The 25037-nt window shown below is 42.1% G+C and carries 18 protein-coding genes and 1 pseudogene; 3 read left to right on the top strand and 16 right to left on the bottom strand.

The window, feature by feature from the left end; all coding sequences use genetic code 11:
• Nucleotides 1-23 precede the first annotated feature (23 nt).
• Together DESPCE1_RS0106895 and DESPCE1_RS0106890 are read right to left on the bottom strand one after the other, a co-directional pair.
• The gene (locus DESPCE1_RS0106895) at nucleotides 24-1154 is read right to left on the bottom strand and encodes a response regulator (RefSeq protein WP_014793382.1); all 1131 of its coding nucleotides are present in this window, start codon (nucleotides 1152-1154) and stop codon (nucleotides 24-26) included.
• Nucleotides 1151-2887, bottom strand: a complete 1737-nt coding sequence (locus tag DESPCE1_RS0106890) for a PAS domain-containing sensor histidine kinase (protein WP_019849936.1) — start codon at nucleotides 2885-2887, stop codon at nucleotides 1151-1153. Before DESPCE1_RS0106890 ends, DESPCE1_RS0106895 begins: the two co-directional genes overlap by 4 nt.
• Before the next feature lie 356 nt (nucleotides 2888-3243).
• On the opposite strand from DESPCE1_RS0106890, the gene DESPCE1_RS0106885 reads away from it, so the two are divergent.
• The 3 genes from DESPCE1_RS0106885 to DESPCE1_RS0106875 all read left to right on the top strand — a co-directional run bounded on the left by DESPCE1_RS0106885 (nucleotide 3244) and on the right by DESPCE1_RS0106875 (nucleotide 6458).
• Nucleotides 3244-4185, top strand: coding sequence for an HD domain-containing phosphohydrolase (locus tag DESPCE1_RS0106885; RefSeq protein WP_028305484.1), 942 nt, complete (start codon nucleotides 3244-3246; stop codon nucleotides 4183-4185).
• Between the two features lie 78 nt (nucleotides 4186-4263).
• Complete coding sequence (locus DESPCE1_RS0106880; RefSeq protein ID WP_019849934.1) at nucleotides 4264-4689, top strand: chemotaxis protein CheW; 426 nt, start codon at nucleotides 4264-4266, stop codon at nucleotides 4687-4689.
• Between the two features lie 50 nt (nucleotides 4690-4739).
• Nucleotides 4740-6458, top strand: coding sequence for a methyl-accepting chemotaxis protein (locus DESPCE1_RS0106875; protein ID WP_019849933.1), 1719 nt, complete (start codon nucleotides 4740-4742; stop codon nucleotides 6456-6458).
• A gap of 63 nt (nucleotides 6459-6521) precedes the next feature.
• On the opposite strand, the gene DESPCE1_RS0106870 is transcribed toward DESPCE1_RS0106875, so the two are convergent.
• The 14 genes and pseudogenes from DESPCE1_RS0106870 to DESPCE1_RS0106790 form a co-directional block, all read right to left on the bottom strand.
• Nucleotides 6522-7790 carry a 4Fe-4S dicluster domain-containing protein gene (locus DESPCE1_RS0106870; RefSeq protein WP_019849932.1) on the bottom strand — a complete coding sequence of 423 codons (1269 nt, stop codon included), beginning with the start codon at nucleotides 7788-7790 and terminating at the stop codon, nucleotides 6522-6524.
• 179 nt (nucleotides 7791-7969) lie between these two features.
• Nucleotides 7970-8527 carry an HNH endonuclease gene (locus tag DESPCE1_RS0106865; protein WP_019849931.1) on the bottom strand — a complete coding sequence of 186 codons (558 nt, stop codon included), beginning with the start codon at nucleotides 8525-8527 and terminating at the stop codon, nucleotides 7970-7972.
• Between the two features lie 44 nt (nucleotides 8528-8571).
• Nucleotides 8572-10227: a restriction endonuclease gene (locus DESPCE1_RS0106860; protein WP_019849930.1), complete on the bottom strand. Its 1656-nt coding sequence runs from the start codon at nucleotides 10225-10227 to the stop codon at nucleotides 8572-8574.
• 22 nt (nucleotides 10228-10249) lie between these two features.
• Nucleotides 10250-13795, bottom strand: a complete 3546-nt coding sequence (locus DESPCE1_RS0106855; RefSeq protein ID WP_019849929.1) for a restriction endonuclease — start codon at nucleotides 13793-13795, stop codon at nucleotides 10250-10252.
• Nucleotides 13796-13838: 43 nt separating this feature from the next.
• Nucleotides 13839-14598 (bottom strand): annotated as a pseudogene (gene rhuM / locus DESPCE1_RS21795) (RhuM family protein).
• A gap of 190 nt (nucleotides 14599-14788) precedes the next feature.
• Nucleotides 14789-16105, bottom strand: coding sequence for a 23S rRNA (uracil(1939)-C(5))-methyltransferase RlmD (gene rlmD / locus DESPCE1_RS0106840; protein WP_019849927.1), 1317 nt, complete (start codon nucleotides 16103-16105; stop codon nucleotides 14789-14791).
• A 12-nt stretch (nucleotides 16106-16117) separates the two neighbouring features.
• A complete protein-coding gene (locus tag DESPCE1_RS0106835) occupies nucleotides 16118-16891 on the bottom strand; it encodes a CPBP family intramembrane glutamic endopeptidase (protein ID WP_014793361.1) in 774 nt (257 codons plus the stop codon).
• 152 nt (nucleotides 16892-17043) lie between these two features.
• Nucleotides 17044-17505: a hypothetical protein gene (locus tag DESPCE1_RS0106830; RefSeq protein ID WP_019849926.1), complete on the bottom strand. Its 462-nt coding sequence runs from the start codon at nucleotides 17503-17505 to the stop codon at nucleotides 17044-17046.
• Nucleotides 17506-17602: 97 nt separating this feature from the next.
• Nucleotides 17603-18970, bottom strand: coding sequence for a diguanylate cyclase domain-containing protein (locus DESPCE1_RS0106825; RefSeq protein WP_019849925.1), 1368 nt, complete (start codon nucleotides 18968-18970; stop codon nucleotides 17603-17605).
• Nucleotides 18971-19132: 162 nt separating this feature from the next.
• Nucleotides 19133-20725: an ABC-F family ATP-binding cassette domain-containing protein gene (locus tag DESPCE1_RS0106820; protein WP_028305482.1), complete on the bottom strand. Its 1593-nt coding sequence runs from the start codon at nucleotides 20723-20725 to the stop codon at nucleotides 19133-19135.
• Between the two features lie 68 nt (nucleotides 20726-20793).
• Entirely contained in the window at nucleotides 20794-21387 is a 594-nt protein-coding gene (locus tag DESPCE1_RS0106815; RefSeq protein WP_014793357.1) for a hypothetical protein, read from the bottom strand.
• Nucleotides 21388-22211: 824 nt separating this feature from the next.
• Entirely contained in the window at nucleotides 22212-22469 is a 258-nt protein-coding gene (locus DESPCE1_RS0106805) for an HNH endonuclease (protein ID WP_242835425.1), read from the bottom strand.
• A gap of 123 nt (nucleotides 22470-22592) precedes the next feature.
• Entirely contained in the window at nucleotides 22593-23390 is a 798-nt protein-coding gene (locus tag DESPCE1_RS0106800) for an Ltp family lipoprotein (protein ID WP_019849923.1), read from the bottom strand.
• 526 nt (nucleotides 23391-23916) lie between these two features.
• Nucleotides 23917-24207 carry a hypothetical protein gene (locus DESPCE1_RS0106790; protein ID WP_019849921.1) on the bottom strand — a complete coding sequence of 97 codons (291 nt, stop codon included), beginning with the start codon at nucleotides 24205-24207 and terminating at the stop codon, nucleotides 23917-23919.
• Between the last annotated feature and the right edge of the window lie 830 nt (nucleotides 24208-25037).

Genomic DNA, 25037 nt, shown 5'->3' with positions numbered 1-25037 from the left:
AGGCTTTCTTCCAGACTGAGCCTTTACAGAAGGGATTTCTTTAGGCTTAGAAACAACTGTGCCGTCCAATTGCTTGGTGAGATTGCCAACTCCCGCTGCAGGAGTTGGACATAACGATCATAATGCCTAATAAGCGCGGGCAGGTCGTTCTGCGCAGCGTAAACTTGCATCAAAAAGCAGTGGGACTCTTCATCCAGTTCATTTATGGCCACAAGTTTTTTAAAGACTTGCAGCGCTAAGGTCAAATTCCGATTCTCCAAAAGGTATCGGCCCAGCTTTTTAGCAAAGCTGCAATAAATATCCCATAATCTCTCTTTTTCTGCTAAGGACCATTGGTAATCCTTATCTCCAAAAAGTTCTCCGGCAAACAAGTTAACCGCTTGGATGGCTTCTTCGAGATTAGCCTCCGTGATCCTCTGCAGGGTACGCACTTTGTTTTCGAACTCGATGAAATCAATATAGAAATCCTTCGTTTCCATGACATAGCTCTCATTGGAGACCACGATGGCTGATCGTTTTCCATATTGCTCTAATACTTTTCGTAATTTATAGACGGTGGTATTAAGGTAGGTTTCCGCATTCTGAGGGGACATGCCATGAAAAACATCTTCCATGATTCTCCATTTGGAGGTCAATCTTTCTCGGTTGATTAAAAGATAGGCAAATAACTCCTGCCCTTTGGATGAATTAATCATCACAAAGTCATGGTTAGTATTTCTAAGATCCAGTCCACCTAAACAATAGACGGATAGGACATTAGAATGTTGAACAGGTTTCAGCGAGGAAATCTCGGAAGCCTTGCGCTGCAGGGCGCGGCTTACCGTCCTTTCAAGCCTTTCCAGTTGGACCGGCTTGACGATATAGTCAAAGGCCTGGACTTCAAAGGCCTCCAGGGCATAATCTTTATAGGCGGTCAAAAAAACCACATACAGGTCTGGGAATTCCGCCAGGATTCTCCATGCAAAATCAAGTCCGCTTTCCTCCGGCATTCTGATATCCACAAAGGCCAGATCCACAGGATTGTTCTTAAGAAAATGATAAGCATCTCCTGCGCTCAGGAATTCACCTACGACCTCCACCCTGGGGATCCTAGCCAGCATTTTGTTCAGAATAAACAACGTAGGTTTATCATCGTCGATAAGAATTGCCTTCATTCTTCTCCCCCTACAAGAATTGATTTTCCGGATGTTGAGAGAGAAAAACTAAACGTGCTTCCTTTTCCCGGTTCACTCTCAACCCATATCTCCCCGCCGTGACTCTGCACGAATTCTTTACAGAGCATAAGTCCCAGTCCTGAACCCTTTTCACCTTCTGTTCCTCGGGTTGATAGGGTGGGTTTCTTAAATAGGGTTCTTAAATTTGCCGGGTCAATCCCTATTCCGGTATCAGTGACTGAAATAATCACATCGGTTGCGGATGAGTGTGCCTGAATGGAGATTGTCCCGCCTTTTGCAGTATATTTAAGCGCGTTGTCCACGAGATTGCGCAGAACAAATTCGATCAAATCACTGTCTGCATAGACATTCATGGTGGCTCTGATCCTGTTTTTGACTACTATCCCCTTCCCTTCCGCTCGTTTGGCATAAATCTCAATGGCTTTTTGAGTGTTCCGATACAAGTTGATCAGGGAAGGGTTTAGAATTACGTTCTCTTTCTGTTGTTGAAACCACTTCAACAAATTTTCGACCATGGTATAGGTATATTTCACCTGTTCCGACACTGTCGTTAAAAGGTGGTGATATTCAGGGTCATGTTCCTTTTCCTCAACCAATTCCAGCAGGCTGACCAGGGTTGCGATGGGGTTGCGGATATCATGGATAACCGCCTGAATGAGCTTATCCTTTGTCATATTAAGCTCTGCCAGATTCTGTGTCACCTGTGCCAGTCGCTTACGAAGGATTTGATCTGTGATGTCCAGGGTAAAGAATATAGCATAGGTCACGTTTCCTCTTTTATCATAAATAGGAGTCCCGTTAAACAGAAAATGAGTCTCACCGGTTTTCCTCTTCATCATAAAGGGATATTTGGATACTTTCTCTCCCCTGAGAACTTTTATCTCCGGGATATCACAATAGTCCATCTCTGTTCCGCAAGCAGAAAAATACAATCCTTTCCTAAAGGCCGAGCCAATCGTGAGATCGGCATCTGCTTCGACAAATTGGGGTTTGACGGCCTCGTTATATAACACGTAATTGCCGTTCCGATCCACAATGGATAACAATGCCAGGTCCGATATCGTGCTGAAAATCGTCTCCATTTGCTGCTTAAGCAGCTCCAACTCGTTTTCAACCTGTTCTTCGGCCCATTCAGCACCAGCGGCGTCCTGGGCCCGGATTCTGTTGTTTGTAATATCCGTAAGAACCGAAACCGTTCCGTTTTTCCGGAAATTATATCCTTGAAGAGGGTACACTTTTACCCGGAAGAATCTTGCTTTCCCCCAAGTCAAAAGATCAATCTCAAACTCATCTTCATGTACATTCTTACAAGCAGATTGCCATTGGGGCCAGGCAGAGAGCACCCGCTCGATGTTCTTTCCGATTACATTGCGCTTTACACCGATAATGTCGTAGATAAGCCTGTCTACGGCAATATTATTATCAACGACTCTGCCCTGTTCATCGATGATGATTATCCCTTCCTGAATCGCATCGATTGCTGCTGCTCTTGCCATGGGCAGCCATGGAAACAAACGATACCTGGATATACCTAAAAAAACACCCATGCCTGTAATAGACATAGTGGGCAGCATTTGAATTCTTTCGGCAGGGTCAAGAACGGTTTCTATGGCCAAAACAACTATTCCGACATCTTGCATCCTATACCCATAGATAATTACCCCTATTGTAACGATCGCAAAAAACAAGGTTAACGGCTGATGAAATTTCACTGAAACAAACTCCAATCTAACTTTGGAATCCATCACTCAAATCAGTCTGACGTTGTCAAAAATATACAGTTTAAAAGGATGTCTGCACTATATCGTAGCATCACACTTTGGTTTTGCATAGCCATGAGCAATTAATGACTCATGGCTTCCCTCTTTTTTAGGAAGCTTCGCAAAAAAATTCTTCCGAAATTCATGGTACTAAGGCAATTTCACATGGGCTGTCATAATTCTATCAGATCGCTATAGTATCATGTTACGAAAAAGATCTTTTATTGTCTATTAATGCAAATAAATGCAACCTAATTGTGTGTTTTGAAAACTTTTAGGGAAAAGTATGTGCTTTTTCTGGAAAGGTGATGGAAATGTACGAAATGTATTACCTTGCTTTCAACAAATCGTTGGCACCTATGTTATTCGCCGATCCCAACACAGGAAGGATCTTCGATGTCAATCAAGCCTTTCTGGATCTGTTGGGTTATCCAAAGCATGAAGTCATGGGCAAAACGGCTTTTGAGCTGGGATTATTATCAAAAGAAGGCAGCTGGCCCATATCCATCAAAACAAAAAACGGCTCCTTAAACTATGGTATGGTTTCAGCAAATAATTTATTGCATAACGAACAAACGATTCGCTTTATGGTTCTACAGGAACAAACCGATTTACCCAAATCCAATTTGGTCCAGCAGGAGAGCGAGAACGGCAACTTTACCCTTGAAGAAATGCTGACTCAAACCATCAGCCTCATCTCCAAAATCAGCGAATTTCGGGACCCCTATACTTCAGGACACCAAAAAAGGACGCAAAAACTAGCCTGCGCCATTGCCTCGGAGATGAAACTTTCCGTGGAAGCGATCAATAATCTTTCCATGGCTGCTGCGATACATGATATCGGAAAAATATATATCGGCACCGATATTTTGAACAAACCGGGGGTGTTGACCCAACTTGAGTATCAGATGCTCCAAACCCATGTGGAAGTCGGTTACGAAATTATTAAAGATTTCAAGCTTCCTTGGAAGATCCCTAAAATCGTCAGCCAGCACCACGAACGGTTGGATGGCTCAGGGTATCCCAAGGGCCTGACCTCCTCACAAATCTTGCTTGAAAGTAAAATCCTCGCCGTGGCAGATGTTGTCGAAGCTATGAATTCACACCGCCCTTACAGGCCGGCCCTCGGGATCGAGGCTGCCCTTCAGGAAATCTGCAGTTTTAAGGGTGAAAAATATGATTCTGAAGTTGTTGAGCATTGCGTGAGACTTTTTAAAGACAAACACTTTGACTTTAGTTTCAGCAGCTGACTATCTGCCGCCTCAAAAGCACGCGATGCAAATTCACTTCAAAATATGACTTTTATAAGCAAAGGAGGGATACCGCACATGCAGGTTGTCGTATTTAAACTCAATGATCAGGAGTTCGCCTTCAACATCCAATCGGTCAAAGAAATCATTAAAATAACGACCATAACTCAAGTTCCAAATGCCCAGGAGTCTGTCAAAGGCATTATCAATCTCAGAGGAATGGTTACGCCGATTATTAACTTATCTGAGAAATTCGGCCTTCAGGAGAAGCCGGTTACCGATCATTCCCGAATCATTATTCTTAATATTTCCAAAAGTACGATTGGCGTTATCGTCGATAGTGTCACCGAAGTCTTAATATTCAAGGACGAAGATATTCTGGCCCCCGAAGACGAACTGTTGGTCGTTGAACAATTCATTTATGGCATTGGAATGCTGCCAGATCGATTGCTGATTCTTTTGAAGCCTGAGGAGATTCTAGGAGGAATACCTCAAGGCGCTTAATTTTCTTGACATGCCACCTTTATCTGTGAATTTCAGAAGGGAGTACAATAATGAAAGCTTTACTCAATCTCAAGGTAGGAACCAAAATAATCACTCTTGTGATGTTAATGGCAGTCTTTCTTTCCGTGGTGGGTTACACAGGATATTACAATAATCTGAAGTCCAATGAAATTATCAATACGCTGTACACCGACAAGCTTAAATCCATATCTTTGCTTAAAGAAGCTCGGGCAGTTAACCGTAACGTTCAAGGCATGTTTTACCGGCTGCTGACCGCTCCTCTCACTCAAGCTGAATACCTTGAACTGAAAACTGAGATGGAGACTCAAATCAATCAATTCAATGAAAACTGGACTAATTATAAGCAGACCAATCCGGATACTTATGAACAGGATAGATTCCCAACCTTTGAAACAGCGTTGGAGCAATATCGGGCCGAGCGGGAAAAGGCGCTGGCCATTGCCTCAGCAGGGAATGGAGAGGAAGGATTCAGGTATTTTACAAGCGAAGTCACCCCCCATATGGAGAAGGTTAACTCCATCCTGCTGGAAATATCCGATTACAACGATCAGACATCCAAAGAAATGATGGATCAGGCCAATGAAGATTTTAAAAGTTCTACTCGGACCATAATCATCGTCTTAGCCGCAGCGGTATTGTTGGCAATCGCCGTTGGCACGTTTATAGGAAGACTTGTTTCAGTACCCTTAAACAAGGTTGTGGCCAATGTCAATGAAATTGCCCGGGGCAATCTTACCGTTGAAGAGGTAAGGCTGGATACGAAAGATGAAATCGGGATCTTGGCCAAGGCGGTAAACCAAATGACTGCCAATCTTAAGAACCTGATCCAACATGTCAGTGTCTCGGCGGAACAAGTGGCTTCTTCCTCAGAAGAACTCTCGGCAAGCTCTGAGCAGCAGGCACTTGCCACAAGCCAGGTCGCTGCAGCCATTACGGATGTGGCTACCGGTACGGAAAAGCAATCCATGGCCATTGATGAAACTTCCACGGCCATTGAACAGATATCTGCAGCTATTCAACAAGTAGCCGCAACCAGCAGCGAGGTGGCTGAACAAGCCAGCAATACTTCCCTGTCCGCCAAAGATGGGCAAAAAATAATTGACCAAGCAATAAAACAAATGAATAAAATCGGTCATGCTACAGATGTCACCCAAGGAGCCGTTGACAAACTGGCCCTGGGCTCACGAATGATCGGCGAGATAACGGATGTGATCTCCGACATTGCCTCTCAAACTAATTTACTGGCTCTTAATGCCGCAATTGAGGCTGCCCGTGCCGGTGAGCAAGGCCGCGGTTTTGCGGTTGTTGCTGAAGAAGTAAGAAAGCTGGCCGAGCAATCTTCCAAGGCAGCAAACCAAATTGCCGAGTTAATCAACGAAAATCAAACCAATATTAATAACGCTGTAACCGCCATGCTGGCTGGAAATCAGGATGTGAAGAATGGAATTGAAATGGTCTCTTCTGTCGGTGCGACTTTTGAGCAAATTGCCGGCTCAATCAACCAATCCGTCAGCAGCATCCAGGAAGTATCCGCCAGTGTGGAGGAAATGGCCAGGGGAAGCCAACAGATCGTCAATTCCATCAACCAGATCGACACGATCAGCAAACAAAATCTCAGCCAAAGCCAAACCGTTTCAGCAGCCACCGAAGAACAAAGTGCTTCCGTGGAGCAGATCTCTTCTTCCAGCCAGAGCTTAGCGAAAATGGCTCAGGATCTTCAGATTGCTGTGAGCAAGTTCAGCGTCTAGACAAAAGAAGGCCGTGGAAATACTAATCACTGACACCAACTCATTAAAGGGTTGGTGTCATTTTTATTTATTGGACAACAATTTATCCAAATAGATGGATTTGAACTGTTTGCTGGCCAGCATCTGCTTTAAAGGCGGTAACTTAAGAATAACTCCAAGTACTGCCGCCATGGCGCGATGATTAGCAAAGGCCTGGTTATCAAAGATAAGATTTTGGAGGGTTCCTTTTTCGATGGCTTGCAGTACAAAACGATGGGTACTATTCACCGGTGTAATGATTTGAACCTCTCTTCGCACTAATTCAATGGCCTTTTTGGGGCAGTTACGCACACATACACCGCAACCAAGGCATACCTCATGATCTACTAGAGCTACCTTCTTACCCTCTGTGTTTTTTGACATAGAAATGGCTAAGACCGGGCATACCTTTTCACATTTACCACATCCTATGCATTCTTGCGAAATCTTAGGGATATAGTTTGTCGTAGCCACCGGCTGCATGGGGCTAAATTTTCTCGCTGCTTGCAAGGCTTCACAACAACAACCACAACAATTGCATATAAATGCTGGGGACTCACGAACATTTTCGCCCATTTGCACCAGATTAGCCGCATAAGAACGTTCTAATACATCCATCGCCTCTTGTTTGTCAATTAACCTCACATGCTGCCCATGTTCGGCAAGGGAACGGGCCACATCTCCCAAGGTGAGGCAAACATCCCAGGGGGCATTTATTTCGCAGGGTTGATCTTTATGGGACATCTTATGCCTGCAATAACACAGGCCAAGGCCAATATGAGTGGCTTCTTCGATAATATGGCTTGCTCTTTCATAATCCAAAATATGAATGGTATTCTCACTGGTCAGAACTGGCTCCTGCACATAAACCCGCCCAAGACGGGTCTCTGTTGCGAAAAATAAGTCCTTAACAAAATCTTCTTCCACATTCATATATTGATAGTACAATTCACTTAAATACTTTTGATCAATGTCCCCTCGGGTACGCATCAAGGCAAATTCAATAAACCCTGCCATGGGTGGTGGCATTACAAATTGACGCACCCCGTTATAAAATGAATCCACAAGTAACGCCTTCTGGCAAAGTTGCTCCAAAAAAGCTTCTGCTTTCCCTTCACTGACATTCCAGATCTTTGCCGCTTTTTTGGCCGTAAATGGACGAACCGGCAATAGGGCCACCCATTTGGCTTCAGTTTCTGTATAGAGAACCTGCAAAATATTATACAGACTCTCAGATGGCGGAGCCCCTTGTGTAAACCAATTGATTCTTTCTTCTAAATTCTTATAGGCATCCTTACTTGTAATATGTCCCATGGATTCACCTTCCTAGTATCAAGATCAACTTGGTGTTTCTCGTTTATATAGCAGACAGACAGTCTCCACATGCCTTGAATCGATGATTTGGATAATTATCTTACCCGTTCGTTTAAAAAGCAGATATGCCCTGTAATGATGGAGAGCTAACATCTTGTGAGTCCATCATAAGTTAGCAGTTAATTTGCACTCACTGCCAGGTCAGCTTTATCACTGTTGGCGCTCATCTCTTCATACATTTTCAATGCCATTCTAAAAACGCCTGCCATTGTTGCCTTATTTAGGTACGCATGTCCATAATGAAATGTAGTTTTCCTCATTTGCTCTTTTAGTATTTTATTAAACCTATTAAAGTCTTCTATCTTTCTTATTTTAAATTCCTCTTCCAAGGACTTATGGTAAATAAATTCATATTCTTTCATTCCTTGGATTGCCCAAAATATGTCATAAAATGATGTCCCATAGGCACGCAGCCAATCCCACATAATTTCCGGATCTGTGACATTGGGATTTTCCAAATGACATCTGTGGCAAAGCAGCACAAGATTGGAAGGTTTATCCTCTCCTCCTAAAGAGTCAGGAACAATATGGCATCGTTCCAAAGATTTTTCACATCCGCATCTCCAGCATCTTTCATGGGCCTCGGCCGCATCAACACTTAACCCACACTCATCAACGATTGAAAACCAATAATCTACAATTTCTTCTTTTGAAGTTTTAATCTTCTCTTTCCCCATATGAATTCCTCCTTATAATTTCCAGTTTATCATTGGCACACACCTCAAAAATGCAATTGCCGGTCGTCATTTTCCAGGCTAAGCTTCACTTCCTCGATTTTCTCCCGCAAGAGATCATAAGCACTCTTTTCATTATTTACTCCCTCCAAGTCCGACAGAGAGATGGGGAGAATCATTTTACCGCCAAAAAGCTGGTGTTCAATTTCTTCCATTGCTCCTGCGGAAAAGCCGGCTCTGCTCACAATCATTGCCGCATGGATTCCTTTCGCCTCCATAGTCGGGACCAGGTTGCGGATATCCGCTGGTTCTGCTTTCTTTTTTCGGTTCTTGCATTCGATAAGAATTAATGCGCCAAGCTGCCACAGGCAGGGATCGTAGGAAACATTACAGCAGAAAAGATCTACTTCCGCCCTTCCCTGTTTGGCCCGTACCGCAGTCACGGTAAGGCCGGGCACTGAGCCGATCAAATACTGGATGAGGTCTTCCAGCCTTTTTCCTTTTTCGTAAGAACCGGTTGGTTCTGTCAGATTCGTCAGCCGGTTATGCCAATCATCGCAGTCCCAAGCATGGAAACAGGTAGTGCGAATCGCAGTCAAACCACATTCTTCTTGCATAAACCGGTGAACGGCCGGCAAATAAGCGTGCCGGTTGCGCAACATCAGCAAAATATTTTTGGAAACGCCGGTTTCCTCTTTCCCCTTTAAGTAGTCCCGGATGTCATTCACCATTTTTTTCAGCCACAGTTTCCATTCATTCACATCCAAAATTGTTTCCCCAACGGGTATATAGGGACAAATATGATTCCCGAGATAATCGCAGAAGCGCTGGTATAAAAGTTCGAGATCAACGTCCGTCAACCTGTCTTCATCCATTGTGGCCAAGGCGTAAAAAAAGACGTACAACCATTCGCCCACCAAGTCCGGATATGGGTAATGGTAGCCGAGCGTATAAACAGGATCCAGCAGGATTTCTTCTACTTCGCCCACGGTCCAGCGTTGGATATGGCTACTGTTCAGTTTACTCAAACCGGCCTCAAAGTCGTAGGCCAGCGGCAAAAACAACCCTCCTTCCAGGACCAGGCCCCAATTGCCTTCGCTGTCAGGAATCGACGCCAGTACCTTGCGGCCAGTCATATTGCGCAAAACAAAGGAACGGATCAAACACTGATAGCCTTTCAGAGCCGGTCGTTCACGGTCCAGCCAAAAAGAGACACTCTGCTCCACCCTGTCTACCGGATCATCATCGGGGTGCCGTGTCCAGTAAAATGCCCAAAGGACACACTCTTCATTTTCGATCCGCCATTGGCGTGGATACTGAATCCCCTCAGCCCTCATCCCTTCCGACAGGTAAAGCCAATAAAACGATTCCAGACAATAGGTTTCGATTGCTTGAACCTTTTGCTTGATCTTTTCTAAAACCGGTTTATGCTGGAGAAATTGAGCAAATACCTGCTGAACCTTTGTTCGCCAGGCTTGCTCCACGTGGTGAACTTTTTCCCGATTGCCGACAACAAGATAAAGCCTGGGGACTTTGAGCCAGTCTGCAAGGTCAGCCGAACTCTCATCCCCCGTCAGTACTTTCTGCGCAAAATCGCCAAAAGGATAGTGGTAATTATCGATGGGGTGGATCATCATTGTTTCATCTCCAATAAACCCATCGACAATAGTAAGCAATAAACCCGTACTATCCGGAAACTTCATGCGTCTTCCTTCTTTCCCCTTATTACTTTTCTAAAGCAAACATGCGAGCTTCCGGATTATAACGGTAATTATCGAGACGAATATTATAATCAGCAGTTGCCGCTTTTTCTACTGTTGCCAGAACATCATAATAAAAGTCCTGTAGATAGTCACACACCCCTAAAGATGCAAGGATATCCAATAACTCCGAATTCCCACTATGCTCAGCCAGATCAAGCTCATATTTATCATCCTCATATGTTTCAGATCCTTCTTTTAAAATAAAGCGACTTAAGCGCAACAAATCTGTCTGATTATTTTTACTACCTTCATCTTCCTCACAAAGGCCCAAATAGAAATCGATTTCAAAAAAATCCTTATCAATAAAATTAAGCAGAGAAATTTCCACCCCACCATAACTACCAGCCCCTGATGGTTCAGGAAGAGCGGTATCCTTGGAAATCTTAAAATCCATAGTAAAACTAAAAAACTTCAGTGTCGAAGAACATATTGTATAGCTATTTGTTGTATCGATAGCAGACAAGTATTCTTTCAAAATTGGAATTAAGTAATGTTGATTAAAATTCTGAAGATCTAATTCCGAGCATAGTAGCCAAATATCATGTTCCCTATCAGCAAAACAACCGTTTAGATCAAGAAAGTCCATATAAGAATCAATCCGTTCTCTCTCGCTGAGACCCAGAAACTTTTGCAAGGACAAATACATCTGGAAAACCGGTGTGCGGAATTCATACCATTTACCTCGCTGAACGAGAAAAGGAAAAGATAGTAATGTTGATAAATCTATCGCTCCTGTTTCCAGCTTATCTTTAAAGGCAAGGTGTTTTTCAATATATTGTTTGGGAAAAATGACCTGACCATTTTCCATCATATCGAAAGCAAACGCTGCAAACATTTCAACCCAAGAGTTAACATCACCGAGAGCTGCAGACCCGCTGTAGTCTTTGATTAAATAGGCTGTAAGCTGTTCGTAAAAAGAGGCACTGGTATAGGGGAACTTCTTTTCTTCCTGATAAAAAGCCAGTAGAAGTGATAGCCTGTTCCAATTGCTGAAAAAAGGCCAGATATACCACAAGCTTTGATTATTGAATAACTTTACCAGCTCTTCTGATTCAGTGATATTTGTTGCGTTTCTTTTGATGAAATCAATAATTTCCTCGTCAGATAGTTCCTCTCTTCCCCCTAGCAGCGCGTCCTTTTCTGACTCGATTATTTCTTCTGTTTTCTTTCTCTCTTCCCTCTTGATTCTAATTCTTGCAGCCCTTCTTTTGAGCATCTCTTCACGTTCTTGCTCATCAGGCTGATCCCATAGATAGCCGTCAACCATTCTATAGTCCTTCCAAAAGCTCTTACTATCCCGCAGTTTATAGCATTTCAATATTTCGGGATAAACCATATCAACAAGGAAACCAATGCGATCAGCCTCCCCATTCGAAGCAAAAAAATCGATGTCATCCAAAAGAACCTCTTTAATCTCACGTTTAATCTTTTTATAATTTATTTTCTTAAAATCAGCATATTCTTTCGGAAATATTTCTTGGAACTTGCTAAGCATCAAGAGATGTTCCGCAAACCTGGAACGGGCATAATAGTCATTGATTAATCCAGCACCGTCAAAATCAATCTTTAATGGCATCACCTCCTGAATCAGATAAGGGAATTCCACCATATCATCATACGAGAAGGGATAATCTTCTTCATGAAGAAGCGTGCATAAAGATTTAACTTTATCGATAATGAACCCATCAATCTGAGCATTTTCATTAACTCCTAAACTAAACGCAACATCATATAGTTTCCTTACAATGCAATTCTCCGGGACAACATGAACCGAAGGCTTATGGAAATAAGGTTCTCCTTCTGCATAAGAATACTTTAGCGTATCAAACTCAGAAACAATTCTCTTAATTAGAAGTACTCCAAGGTTATTTGGCAAGAGCACCTTTTCTTTATCAAGAGCATCCTCATCCAATCCTTCATCGATATAACGCTCTGATTCTGTAGTTTTAAACATGAAAAGAAGCTGATTGATGAATGGACACCCTTGGATAAGCATTTTGCCGTAATGATGTAAATTTTCCATCAGATGCCGGTACAAAAAATCTTTGATGGAGGGGTTCTGAAACTTTACTACAATGGAGCTTTTTTCACTTTGGGTGATGATCATTGTCTTTTCCAGTTGGGCAATTATGCTCTCGAATGCCTCGTCCTCAATTGGGATATAGTTCTGCCTGCCGGCCTCTATACAAGAATAAAAAGATTCCTTCAAATCCTCAATTCTCGTCGGTTGAGACGATAAAAGCAAGATAAGAGTGGTGAGCCGAGCCCCATAGGTTTGATTATTAAAGATATCTCTCCAGAAAGAATGCGGATCATCAAGATAACTTAACAATTTATGATAAAACTCCCTCGGAGCATTATCTTCCATGAACAAGGAACCCTTATTCAGGAAATCTTCAATAATCCTTGGATGATAGTTCTTATGGTAAATGATTCGTTCATACCCATTGGCAATTACTTCAACATAATCCCATTCTAGTTTTTCGGCAAAATAAAGGTGGTTAAACAAAATTTTGGCCTTGATTAAATCTGAGTAATCTTCCAGTTGGAGCATACATTTGCCAATATTGAAAGAGGTCCTAAGTCGTTCATTATGATATTCGGCCAGACCTTGTTGCAATATATATTCCCTTGAAGCCAAAATCAAGATCTTATTGGGCGATTCGGAAATTTGTTGGATAAATCTTAATAGGCGTTTTTCTTCGTTATGAGGAAGATTTTTATTTTTTAAAGTATCTCCCCAAAAATCATCAAAAAAGAAAACTTGCTTTTCCTCCTCTATATACATATCAAGAGCAGCACTCACTTGATCGGCATAAATAAAATCACGATAACCTAAACGCTCTAAATAATAGGCCGCCAGGCAGCGTCCCAGGGTTGTTTTCCCAATCCCCGGCTCTCCGGATATGAGTACATACCTGTTTCGTTCCAATATATCTAAAGCACGTTCAAAACTTGGATTTTGAACAAAAACGGGGATCGTTCTCTTTATTGCCTCCAGTTCAAATTTCGAACCCACTATATTACCTCTATGGACAATTTCTTCGATAAGTGTTGTTAAAACATTGGTGCTGCTGAGCCATAGTTTGTAATGCGTACGTTCAACATTATGATATTGCTCGTTTCCCAGTAGTTTATTCAGATCATCACTGTCAATGATGTCTTCTCGTTTTCTTATTAGACCATCGAATAACGCCAGAATCTTATCTTTTTGTGTCAGTTCCAGTGCAAAGGAGGTTACCAGAATATACCGAGAGGGATTGAGCGCCCTTGCTTTTTGCTTCTCCTGATTTTTCAGGACAGCGTACAACTGGTTGAAATCCTTCTGGTAACGTTTAACTTGGACAATAATTTTTGTTGCGTCTTCCCAATAGCGAAGATCAACTCCGCCATCTCTCCCCCGGCCAGAGATTTCAAAAGGAACCTTTTCTTTAATCTCTAAAACATCACGAACAAATTCCTCAAACTCCCGGGGAGAAAAACAATTATGAAAATCATAATTCGACATCTATTTAATAACACTCCTCTTCAACTTTCGGACATTTCTTCACTCAATCATCCTCAATACTGTCAACAAATCTATCAAAATCTGACTGAAAAAGCCTGTCCTGAATGACGCGATACTTTTCAAACTCACTCTCTGCAAATTCCTTGGCAATAGCGGCGGTTACTTTTCCTGCGTTCTCTAGTATGTCCTTTTCATTGAACTGCAGAAAAGTATTGAGCCTTTTAGCCCAGTCCTCCACGGTCATTGGTATATTTCTCTCCGCCTGACTTTCTGCATAATCGAGATACATCGTGACAAAACGGTCTAAGGATTTGATTTCCTTTTCTGTACGGTTTCTTGGCAACAGATACATCGCTTTTTACGATTTTGCCATGCGGTGCATTTTTCCAGGTAGTCAACCCCATATAATCCTTGGTGCTATCTGCTCTGTTAAAAATGACTTCGGCTGCTGTGCTTCCATGGATTGCATAATGTAGTTTATTTTGTTCTGTCGAAACCGGGTTGCTCTGAGTGAATTCACCCGATATCCGACTGAAATGATGGCGTCAAGATTATAAAACTTTGTATTATATTCTTTCCCATCAGCCCCAGTATGTCGGAATTCCCGACATACTGAATTTTCGTCAAGCTCGCTCTCCTTGAAAATATTTTGCAGATGTTCAGTAATCGTACTCCTGCTTTTATCAAAAAGTTCGGCAATCAATTTTTGCGTAAGCCAAACTGTCTCATCTTCAACTCGGACTTCTATTGTATTTTCATTTGCTTGCAAAGTGAAACAGAAATTCCGCTGTACTGTTTCTGATTTGTAATTTACCCTGGCGCTTTTTGTTATTATCCGTCACAGCAATACCTCCAAAATATGTAAACCATTGTCATAATATAATAATAAGACCAAACATATGTTCAGGTCAACTGATAAGCATATATTTGGTCTCAAAAACTTAAGTTACACTCACAAAATAGTTTCATAAAATCTTTACTTTAAATTCAATATTATTTTTTTGATAACAACACGCAATTTTCCACATGGCTCGTCCACGGAAACATATCCACCGGCTGTACTTCCCGCACTTGATACCCGCCATTTTGGAGTATCCCCAAGTCCCTGGCCAGCGTCCCCGGATCACAGGAGACATAGACTATCCGTGGCGGCTGTAATTCTATTAGCTCCTCAAGTACCCTGGGATGAGCACCTGCACGGGGTGGATCGAGGACGACGATATCCGGGGAATCACTGATTTGACTCAAGGTATCCTCTACTTTACCGGCAAGGAATTTAACATTGTCCATACCATTAAGCACAGCATTGAGTTTTGCGTCATGAACGGCATAGGGGTTTTCTTCGATTCCCCAAACTCTTTTAGCTATTGCCCCTAAGGCCAAGGTAATGGTTCCGATACCAGAGTAGAGATCCCAGACCACTTTATCCGGTGTCAGTTCAGCGTACTGAAGGGCCTTAGTATATAGGTTTCGTGTCTGTATCGGATTGACTTGGAGAAAAGCCAGAGGTGAAATTTTAAAATTCATTCCCAGAATTTCCTCAGTAAAATCGTCTTTTCCCCAGAGAAGTTCCGGCTTTCCCTCGAAGATGCCCCAGACAGCCCTTCCCTTACCTGACCATGGGGTATTTCTTGCCAGGAACTCCCGAATCCCTTGTAGATCGGAGATCGGGTCAAGGATCAGCATCCCTTTCCCTTGGGAATTTTCACGAAAGGTGAGGGTTTTAACTTCAGGTGCGAACTCTTGCTGAGATTTCTCTATATCCTTAACCCAATGATTCATGGATTCACTGATTAATAAGCAATCGGTAAAGGGCACGGTTGCGTTGCTTCTTTCCTGATAATAGCCCAGCCTGCCCTCTTCTCCCCGGTGAAGCCGGGCTTTATTGCGATAACGCCAGGGCTCAGCCATGCCTATGGTGGGATGAATCCTGACCTTTTCCATATCAATCTTGCCTATCCTGGCAAGGTTATCCTCCACCCAGCGCTTCTTCCACACTAAAGTCTCCTCATAGCTTAGATGTTGCAGTTGGCATCCGCCGCACACCCCGTAGACTGTACAGGGAGGATTCACTCGATGGCGGGACTCTGTTTCTTTGGCTATGGATAAAAGCTTTCCGCGCTGCCAGTTCTTTTTCTCCTCCAGGATCTGAACCTGGGCCCTTTCCCCTGGCAAGAGTCCGGTTACAAAAGTGGCTTTCCCTTTATGATAACCCACCCCGGACCCATCGGAAGATAAACGTAGACATTCCAGCTCAATTAGCCCCCTGGAAGAGAGGGCATCTCTCCTTAGGCGATCTTTTGAATTCACTGTGATTCCTCCTTACCGTTGTATCCACACCATTAAAGCCATGAGTGTGTTCCACGTTCCGTGGGCGATAATCGAAGGCCATAAGCTGCCTGTTTTTTCGTAGAGCCAAGTTAAAACCACTCCTCCTACGAGTAATGGAATAAAGCGGAGAACATCAAAATGCAGTAAAGCAAAAAGCCCTGCAGTAAAAAGAATCCCTTTCCCCCTGCCATATTCCTGGCGGAAGGGTGGGTAAAAAATCCCCCGGAAGAAAACCTCTTCCTTGATCGGGGCAATCAATCCCCCGAGGATAATAAGCAAAATCAGCTGCCAATCGTATTGAGCGCCCATAAGTACGAGAGTGAAGCTTTGGGGAGCAGGTGTCCCTAATTTATTGGCCAGGAAATTCCCTATCATCCCCACGACCACCAGGAGAAAAACACCCATCATGAGTCCCAGTACTACAAAGCGACCATGCGGTCTGACCAGACCTAATTCCCTAAGGGGACGATGAATGAGCTTAAAAAAGCATAAAATAATAACAAGATAAAGCAAAGCCTCTCCCATACCCACGGTTAAAAAGCGAAAGAACCCCTCTAATTGATCTAAATCCTTAGGAGTTCTAAGCCAACCGAAAAAGAATTCAATTCCGTAGATAATGAGCAGCAAAAAAAGTCCTTGCCAAACATTCCATACAGGACGACGTGGAGGAATTCTATTATCTTCTTTATTCATAGTTTCTTTTATATCTCGATCTTGACTTTTCTTATTTCTTTTATGCGCTTTTCGGTATGTTTTATTGTCCATATATAAATTCTTCCTAACTTTCTCTATGTAAACTCATTATGTCAGGCAAACCTCATTTTATATTGTAAACGAAAGGGGTAAAACTGTCCACAAAGCATGACCGCTCCGCCATAGCCTGAGAAAAGGGCCTCACCAGCCCTTTTCTCTTTTCCCTATTTAACATGTTTTCTTAAACCTTGTATCAGCCGCCTTACGCTACCACGCACCCCTGAATTAGTCGGGGCTCTGCCCTCGGATGGGGCCAGCCCTGTATCCATTTCCACAATTTTCAATTGGGGTATAGTACTTCTTTGCAGGGAGAATGTTGTCCTGCGGGGAGCTTGGCTTTCCGCACTCCCGGAAAGAACATCAATCTGTACCGAGCCATCCTGACCTTTGCGCAGATTCGTAACTCTTGAAATAAGCGCAAAAGCTATAGGTCCCAGAACATTAGGGGAAGTTAAGGTCGTATTCTTATCAATCACAAATTGAACACTTCGACTGCTTTCACTCCCCTGCCCAATGTTAATAGTGACTGAGCGGTCTATCGGGCCGGTAATATTAGAGTGACTATCCGAGGCTGTATCCAGTACGTCGGTCAGGGCATTCAAAAGGTTGGCTATAACATTTGTCATAATTACCCTCCATTCTTTAAGAAGACAAAAAGCTGCACCTGTCCCCTTGTACACTATATGAAGGGCAAATAATAGGTGCTACAGGTTATCTAATAGATTATGCTGAACACACACGATTTCTTCCGCTTTTTTTTGCTTTATATAATGCCAGATCGGCCTTTTGCAACAGTTCCTCCAAGGAGTTATCATCTGAAGGCAACATAGTCGCTGCCCCAACACTAACCGTCACAACTCGATCCACATCAGAAACTTGGGAAGGAATATTCAGGTTTACGATGGCCTTGCGTAGACGTTCTCCCACCAGGATTGCACCAATCCGATCCGTATCTGTAAGAATACAGGCAAATTCTTCGCCACCCCATCTTGCCACTAAATCTGAAGAACGCTTTAAATTCAACTTTAAGGTTTGGGCAATTTTATATAGACAATTATCACCCTCTAAATGTCCATAAAAATCATTGTACTTTTTGAATAAATCTGCATCGATCATCAGCACAGACAAATAACTCCCGTTACGCCGGGCACGATTCCACTCAACAGCCACATTTTCATTGAATTTCCTACGATTGGCGATTTGAGTCAATTCATCCATATAGCTGTTTTCCCTTTGCCGATCCCTATATTTCTTTTGCTCCACATGATTTTTAATCCGGCCTTTGATAATGGGTAAGCTGAAAGGCTTTGTGATGTAATCCACCACACCCAATTGAAGAGCATATTCCTCATTCTTCTCATTTTTGAGAGCTGTCAGAAGAATTACGGGAATATCTCTCGTTTCCGGCATTTCTCTCAGGCGAATGCACACTTCATAGCCATTCATTACCGGCATAATAACATCCAGCAAGATAATATCGGGCTGGCTTTTTCCTGTGGCCTGTTCCAGGGCTTCAACTCCGTTTGCGGCTGTCATAACGATATAATCCTCTTTGAGAGCATTCTCTAGAAGCTTTAAATTGAAAAGTTGGTCATCCACAATCAACACTCTCGGTTTGGAGATGTCCTTACCCCTCAGTTCGCAGGATGTATCTTTTGGGGAACCGGGCTTTTCCCGCCAATTCATCCCGCTCCCTTCGGGATGAATTCTAGGGGTATCCAGAGATGGGCTTGGGAAAATTCTATGTTCTTTCGACAAGTCTTTAACGATACCGAAAATACAAGGTTCGTTATTCCACTTCCCATGCCAGACTCGTGTTTTTCCAGGCAGGAGGGTTCCATCCTTTCTGACCAGGGATAAAGTGGCGCTTTCTCTTTTCCCTACAAACATATCACCAAAGGCCTTTTCTGCCTCATCCATCTTATCTGGAACAGTCATAGCCAAGATATGCATTTCCGTCAATTCTTCATGAGAATAGCCCAACTTCTCGATCAATGCAGTATTTGTATATAATAATTTTCCTTCCCGATTAACAATGAAGATCATATCCTTTATCGTTTCCAGAAAATCCCTCATATCAAATTCTTCCATACTATGCATCTCCTATCAAGCACTCATGAAGCTTATGAAGGCTCTATCTAATCCCAGTATCTTGATAATTCGATATATTTTAGGAATCACCTCTCAATTTCCGGGGAAGACCGATTAATTTTCGGAAAGCAAAAAGGAATGCGACTGCATTCCTAATTTTTATTATCCTATAGCCATACTATCCAGAAACTCATCATAGGTCAGCCGGACATCGATCATCTCTGTAGGAGTGATCTGAATAATGCGGTTGGCAATGGTCTGGATAAACTGGTGGTCATGAGAGGTGAAAATAATATTGCTTTTATAATCCGTCAAACCATTGTTTAGGGCTGTAATGGATTCCAGATCCAAGTGGTTGGTTGGCTGGTCCAAAAGGAGTACATTGGCCTGATTAAGCATCATTTTGGCCAGCATGCACCTGACCCGCTCTCCGCCGGAGAGGACCTTGAGGGATTTCAGTGCTTCTTCCCCGGAAAAGAGCATCTTGCCAAGGAAGCCACGGACATAGGTATCGGTTTTATCCGTAGAAAACTGCCGAAGCCAATCCACCAGGCTCAAATCCACATCTTCAAAATACTCCGTATTATCTTTAGGAAAATAAGCTTTGGTAATGGTTACGCCCCATTTATAACTTCCGCTGTCCGGCTCCATTTCACCGGCTAATATCTGCAGCAAAGTGGTATAGGCCACTTCGTTGGTTCCTACTAAAGCAACTTTATCTCCTTTGGACAAGATAAAGCTGATATTATCCAAAACCTTGACCCCATCGATGGTCTTGGTCAAACCTTCTACCGTTAGGATATCATTACCCACTTCCCGCTCAGGCTTAAAGGCTACATAAGGATATTTACGGTTGGAGGGTTCGATATCCTCGATATTCAGCTTCTCCAGCATCTTTTTCCGAGAAGTAGCCTGCTTGGATTTTGAAGCATTGGCGCTGAAACGAGCGATAAACTCCTTGAGCTGTTTTGCTTTTTCTTCTTTCTTTTTATTAAGGTCCCGAGTCATTTGCAGGGCTAACTGACTGGATTCATACCAAAAATCATAATTGCCCACATAAAGCTTAATCTTGCCAAAGTCCACATCCGCCATATGGGTACAGATCTTATTGAGAAAATGCCTGTCATGGGATACGACGATGACCGTCCCCTCAAATTCAATCAAGAATTCCTCCAGCCAGCGGATAGATTGAATATCCAGATGGTTGGTCGGCTCATCCAAAACAAGTATACCTGGATTACCGAAAAGAGCCTGGGCCAAAAGGACTTTAATCTTTTCTACACCTGAAAGCTCAGACATCTTTTTATCATGCAATTCCGTACCTATTCCTAAACCTTGCAAAAGGGTGGATGCTTCGGATTCCGCTTCCCATCCGTTCATCTCCCCGAATTCATGCTCCAGTTCAGCTGCCTTAATCCCATCCTCATCCGTAAAGTCAGCTTTCGAGTAGAGGACTTCCTTTTCTTTCATGATTTCATAAAGCCGTTGGTTTCCCATAATCACTGTGTCTAAAACCGTATAGTCATCATACTGATAATGATCCTGCTTGAGCATGGACAACCTAACTCCTGGTGCGATCGTAACATCTCCAGAGTTCGGTTCAATCTCCCCCGACAGAATTTTAAGAAAGGTACTTTTACCGGCACCATTAGCGCCAATAACTCCATAACAATTACCTGGAGTGAATTTTAGCGTTACATCTTCAAAGAGTTTCCGTCCACCATATCTTAAGCTCACGTTGTTAACACTAATCAATTTATGCCCGCCTTTATGATCTATATTTTTGTATATGCATACATCATAAGAGTATAGCACAAATAAGATCATAATGCATTAATCTTAAGCCTTCTCCTTCTAATCTCCTGTGCATACAAATCGATGGCAGTTTGCGGTTTCACGGCCTTAAGATCCCCTTGATAAATTATCCTGCCTTCAGCATGAAGCAAGTTTTGCGGTCTTACCAAATTTCTCGGCATCTTTAAGTCTGTAATACCGCTTTCTTTTAAGACAAAGTACACAAACTCCGAACACAAAAAGCGATTTTCATTAGACAGGGGCTTGTCCAGTAAACTATAAAAAAGACCCCGATAATTATATCTATAACGATCACTATGGACGATAAAGTGGTTCAGTAACTCTTTCACCTTATCGTATTGCTGCTGAGTTACCTCGACTTCAATAATTGCACCGGGTAAATTCTCACAGAAGCCATAAACCCCTTCATGGATATCTTCCCTTCTGAACCGTCCGATAAAAGGATTATAAGGATTCCTTCTTCCAAAACTGTACATATGATTCAGATCGCTGTCCAGGGATAGGGCCGCATGGGTATATTCGTCTTGTTTAAACATGTGGATAAGCTTTGATAGGACTGTATTGGTTCGAGTCAAAACGATATATAGATAATATGTTTGCATAATGAGTTCTTCCTCCATGAATTTAAAATTAAATAACATGCTCATTATGACATATAGATTTAAAGAACTCCTAAATAAAGTCTTAAAAAATGATTAATTTTACTTGCTGGTATATCAGGGCTTGAGTCCTAATTTTTGTGTATTGCGCGTATACCATACAACTGAAAAAGTAGTAACCCACCATTGACGGGCAAAAGAAGGACATACACTTTCCCTCTCGAATTCTTAAATATTACAGTATGGGAGGGAATATTGTGGGAATATTTAGCGGGATTATGGGTAATGCCTCTGAGATTGACACCAAAGAAATGCTTTTTTATATCCCCCTATTCCCACTCATCATCCTATCCATCAGCCCGTACCTCTTTTGCTCCTCAAGAAGCAACTCCGCCTCATTCCCGCATCTCTTCCCTGTCCGTCTGCGACAGTTCGCCCAGTTAACCTTAGCCGCCTTGTCTATAGGATCATATAATCTGGACAGCTGCATCACCGCCATAAAAAAAGAAAGGCCAGGCGAATTGCCCTGGCCTTTTTGTTGTTATAGGCGGCTAGTATATATTTCACCTAGCCGCTTTAAATGAAAAAGAGGGAACTGTAATACGTTTAGGCTTCTGGTTGCAAGCGGACCTGATACAATCTATGCATTTCACGAGGACATAGTTACATTTCCCATGAAGAAAGGTAATGGAAAAGGGCCCCGCGTTTAGCAGAACGCTGAGCCCCAAAGAAGAGAAGGAGAAAATATAAGCGGACCCAGCATCGAGTTCCCATCTGTATGGGCACCTGCCGTGCAGTCCGCTTCTCAAATATTTCACACTATCATATTACCACGGATAAGGCGTCAAAGTGTGCCATTTTTGTGCCACTATGCAATCAGCCCATACCGGACGGCAAACTTTTTCCGGATGCTCCTCATTGTGACAAGCAAGACATAAAGTCACCAGATTACTATCTATCAAAGCCAGCAAGGGAAACTCCCTTAAGTGCTTAATGTGATGCACTGATTCGCCCTTGCCAACTCTGCCCTCTGCCTTGCATTTCTGGCACTCTATATTGTCTCGACGCAGGATATCTCTCCGCATTCGTCGCCATGGCCTGTTGTTATAAAACTTATCGCCATCACATACCGCTAACATTTTTATACCTCCTTGTATTTAAAAAGACACCCTTTCGGATGTCTGAATGTACTTGCTATGTATAATTTATTAAAGCCCTATTTGATCTACAGCATAAACCGCATCTTCGTTACTAAAGCCTTCGTATTCTAATTGCTCTATTAGTCCGCTTCTAGAGAAAGAAGTGTAATCTAAATAATCATTAGCCATGTTTACCGCTTGCTCTTTCCAATCGACACTTATTTTATTTACAGCATAAGTGGCATCCTCATTGCTAAAGCCCTCATATTCTAGTTGTTCTATTAACCCACTTTTAGAGAATGCAGTATAATCTAAATAATCATTAGCCATAGCCACTGCGTTTTTTTGTGATAGAGTTTCAGTAACCTGTTTTTCTGGTTTTTTAACGGGATTTTCTTCTTGGAAGCCTTTTTTCTTTTCTGCTTTCTCTATGATCGTAGCCGTGATTGAAGGCATCCCCACATTGTTTTTGTCACTGTATACCCCCCATATCTCTACGTTGTCGCCCTCTGATACCTCAGCAGAAGAAAAATTGGTTATTGAGTACATCCCATACCCATCGCCTTCGGTAGTGGTTAGCGTGAATACACCTAAAGCACCGTCTTTTTCGATAGAGGTTACTTCGCCCTTTGCGGTTAACTTTGTATCCTTAGCTATCCTATAGCTGTCTATCTCTGTAAAATTTGCTGGCACTGCTTCCTTTTTTAGCTGTTCATTTAGCTCATCTTGAGTCGGCTCTTTTTGTGCCTCTTTTTGTGTCTCCTTTTGCTGCACTGAGTTATCTTGTTTTACCTTTGCGGCGTCATCACTCCCACATCCAGTCAACAAAGCAATCATGCATAATGCGGCCAATAATATTCTTTTCATTTTCCAAACACCTCCGACTAAGATTATACAGCACGACTGAGATCATCTTTGTCGAATCATGTCTTTCATGACAACGAAAAAAAGCCCGGAGGCTCCAATAAACACGTTTTAAATATTTTATAAAAAATAAGCTTATCTTTCAATTTATTGTATTTCTTTTCCTTAGATTTAATAATTTTATTAATATATTTTTCTTCAAAAGTATACACATCTTTGTTTATCCATGATAAATCTAGTCCGACCTTTAGGTATATAGGTCAATAATACCAATATAATCAACATGCTTATCAAAAATATTGGTCCAGGAATATCTAAATTGAAAATCGCAACACTTGAATAATAAGTACCATTTTTTCTCCCAACTATCTCATTAATACACGTAGGGATTAATGTGAGCCCAGTAATAAAAATAAATAAAATTATAATAAAAACAAAAAAATATTCTATAAAAAACACGCGTTTGTAAATCTTATCCATTGTCACAATTGCGGTATTTTTATAGAGGGATGATAATCTAAAAAATCAACTAATAGAACTTTTTTAGATTATCAAATTCACTCTTTTCCAATAAGTAATTTACATATGGTGGTATATAATTATCGTGATAACTATAGTTTTTATAAAAAAAATCCTTAATATTTACATTTTTATTATTCCTAAAAGCACTATAAAATCTAACTAGAAAATCATCAAAATATTTTTCTTTGTTTTTTTCATACTTTACTTGCTCCTTATTGAAGAACGTAATTATAAAACTAATAACACCAGCTATTATCGCACTATATTTCAAGTATGGTTCGATAAAGTCGAAGTTCATTGTATCCCCACCTCTTTCAGCTTACGTAATTCGCCAAAAAGGAAGGATATCCCTGTATCTTTTTGGAATTAATTTAGATATTATTATATAGTCTCCAAAAATTTAATAGAGGTGAACTAAGAATGAAATGCTTCCTTGTCTTCATGACTTTTGCTACGCTCGTAGCATTGGCGATCATCCTTCAGTAATGAAGGGGGAAGACGTACCTAAGTACGTTTTCCTGGAGACAAGAAAGTAAATATAATTTTATGGGGCCTAGAAGGGCTCCATTTTTTATTTGCCTTAATCAATCAACACTCCCCGATTCCTCCTCATCATCCGTTCATGAACATCTGAAGGACATCTCACGGACATGCTGAATAGTATAAATTAAAGCACCTCTCATTCTTACGGTAATCTGAATAAAGAGGTGAAGTATATGCTCTTAGGCTTCTTAGGTTTTCTTTCACTGCTATCACAAATATTTGTATCTTTGCTGGTGATACTAATCGGCCCCATTGGTGGTCTATAACTGTTTCGGCCTAGGTATTTATGCCTAGGCTTTTTTATAGATGTATACCCCTATTCCCCCCCTCATCATCCTATCGACCGCCCCGTACCTCCTCTGTTCATCGGCTAACAACTCCGCCTCATCACGACACTTCTTCCCCGTCCACTGGCGGCAGTTGATACAATTTGCCTTAGCCGCCTTATCTATCAGATCATATAGTCTGCACATTGCATCACCGCCTTGCACACTCCCATATTGTGGCAATTTCTTTAGACAAATCATAAGCTATAGTATCTTCGGGTAAAGGAGGAATTCAAATGGCACTTGGTTTTGACGGAGG

Origin of the sequence: Desulfitobacterium sp. PCE1 (assembly GCF_000384015.1) — a bacterium.
Classification (GTDB): Bacteria; Bacillota; Desulfitobacteriia; order Desulfitobacteriales; family Desulfitobacteriaceae; genus Desulfitobacterium; species Desulfitobacterium dehalogenans.
This window is presented reverse-complemented; position numbering and strand designations above follow the sequence as displayed.

What these genes read in the sequence shown, in the direction of transcription:
- DESPCE1_RS0106800 (WP_019849923.1), bottom strand. Translation starts at nt 23,390, where the DNA reads ATGAAAAGAATATTATTGGCCGCATTATGCATGATTGCTTTGTTGACT.
- DESPCE1_RS0106855 (WP_019849929.1), bottom strand. Translation starts at nt 13,795, where the DNA reads ATGTCGAATTATGATTTTCATAATTGTTTTTCTCCCCGGGAGTTTGAG.
- DESPCE1_RS0106805 (WP_242835425.1), bottom strand. Translation starts at nt 22,469, where the DNA reads ATGCGGAGAGATATCCTGCGTCGAGACAATATAGAGTGCCAGAAATGC.
- DESPCE1_RS0106830 (WP_019849926.1), bottom strand. Translation starts at nt 17,505, where the DNA reads ATGACAAATGTTATAGCCAACCTTTTGAATGCCCTGACCGACGTACTG.
- DESPCE1_RS0106870 (WP_019849932.1), bottom strand. Translation starts at nt 7,790, where the DNA reads ATGGGACATATTACAAGTAAGGATGCCTATAAGAATTTAGAAGAAAGA.
- DESPCE1_RS0106860 (WP_019849930.1), bottom strand. Translation starts at nt 10,227, where the DNA reads ATGAAGTTTCCGGATAGTACGGGTTTATTGCTTACTATTGTCGATGGG.
- DESPCE1_RS0106875 (WP_019849933.1), top strand. Translation starts at nt 4,740, where the DNA reads ATGAAAGCTTTACTCAATCTCAAGGTAGGAACCAAAATAATCACTCTT.
- DESPCE1_RS0106895 (WP_014793382.1), bottom strand. Translation starts at nt 1,154, where the DNA reads ATGAAGGCAATTCTTATCGACGATGATAAACCTACGTTGTTTATTCTG.
- DESPCE1_RS0106825 (WP_019849925.1), bottom strand. Translation starts at nt 18,970, where the DNA reads ATGGAAGAATTTGATATGAGGGATTTTCTGGAAACGATAAAGGATATG.
- DESPCE1_RS0106885 (WP_028305484.1), top strand. Translation starts at nt 3,244, where the DNA reads ATGGAAATGTACGAAATGTATTACCTTGCTTTCAACAAATCGTTGGCA.
- DESPCE1_RS0106835 (WP_014793361.1), bottom strand. Translation starts at nt 16,891, where the DNA reads ATGGACAATAAAACATACCGAAAAGCGCATAAAAGAAATAAGAAAAGT.
- DESPCE1_RS0106815 (WP_014793357.1), bottom strand. Translation starts at nt 21,387, where the DNA reads ATGCAAACATATTATCTATATATCGTTTTGACTCGAACCAATACAGTC.
- DESPCE1_RS0106790 (WP_019849921.1), bottom strand. Translation starts at nt 24,207, where the DNA reads ATGAACTTCGACTTTATCGAACCATACTTGAAATATAGTGCGATAATA.
- DESPCE1_RS0106865 (WP_019849931.1), bottom strand. Translation starts at nt 8,527, where the DNA reads ATGGGGAAAGAGAAGATTAAAACTTCAAAAGAAGAAATTGTAGATTAT.
- DESPCE1_RS0106880 (WP_019849934.1), top strand. Translation starts at nt 4,264, where the DNA reads ATGCAGGTTGTCGTATTTAAACTCAATGATCAGGAGTTCGCCTTCAAC.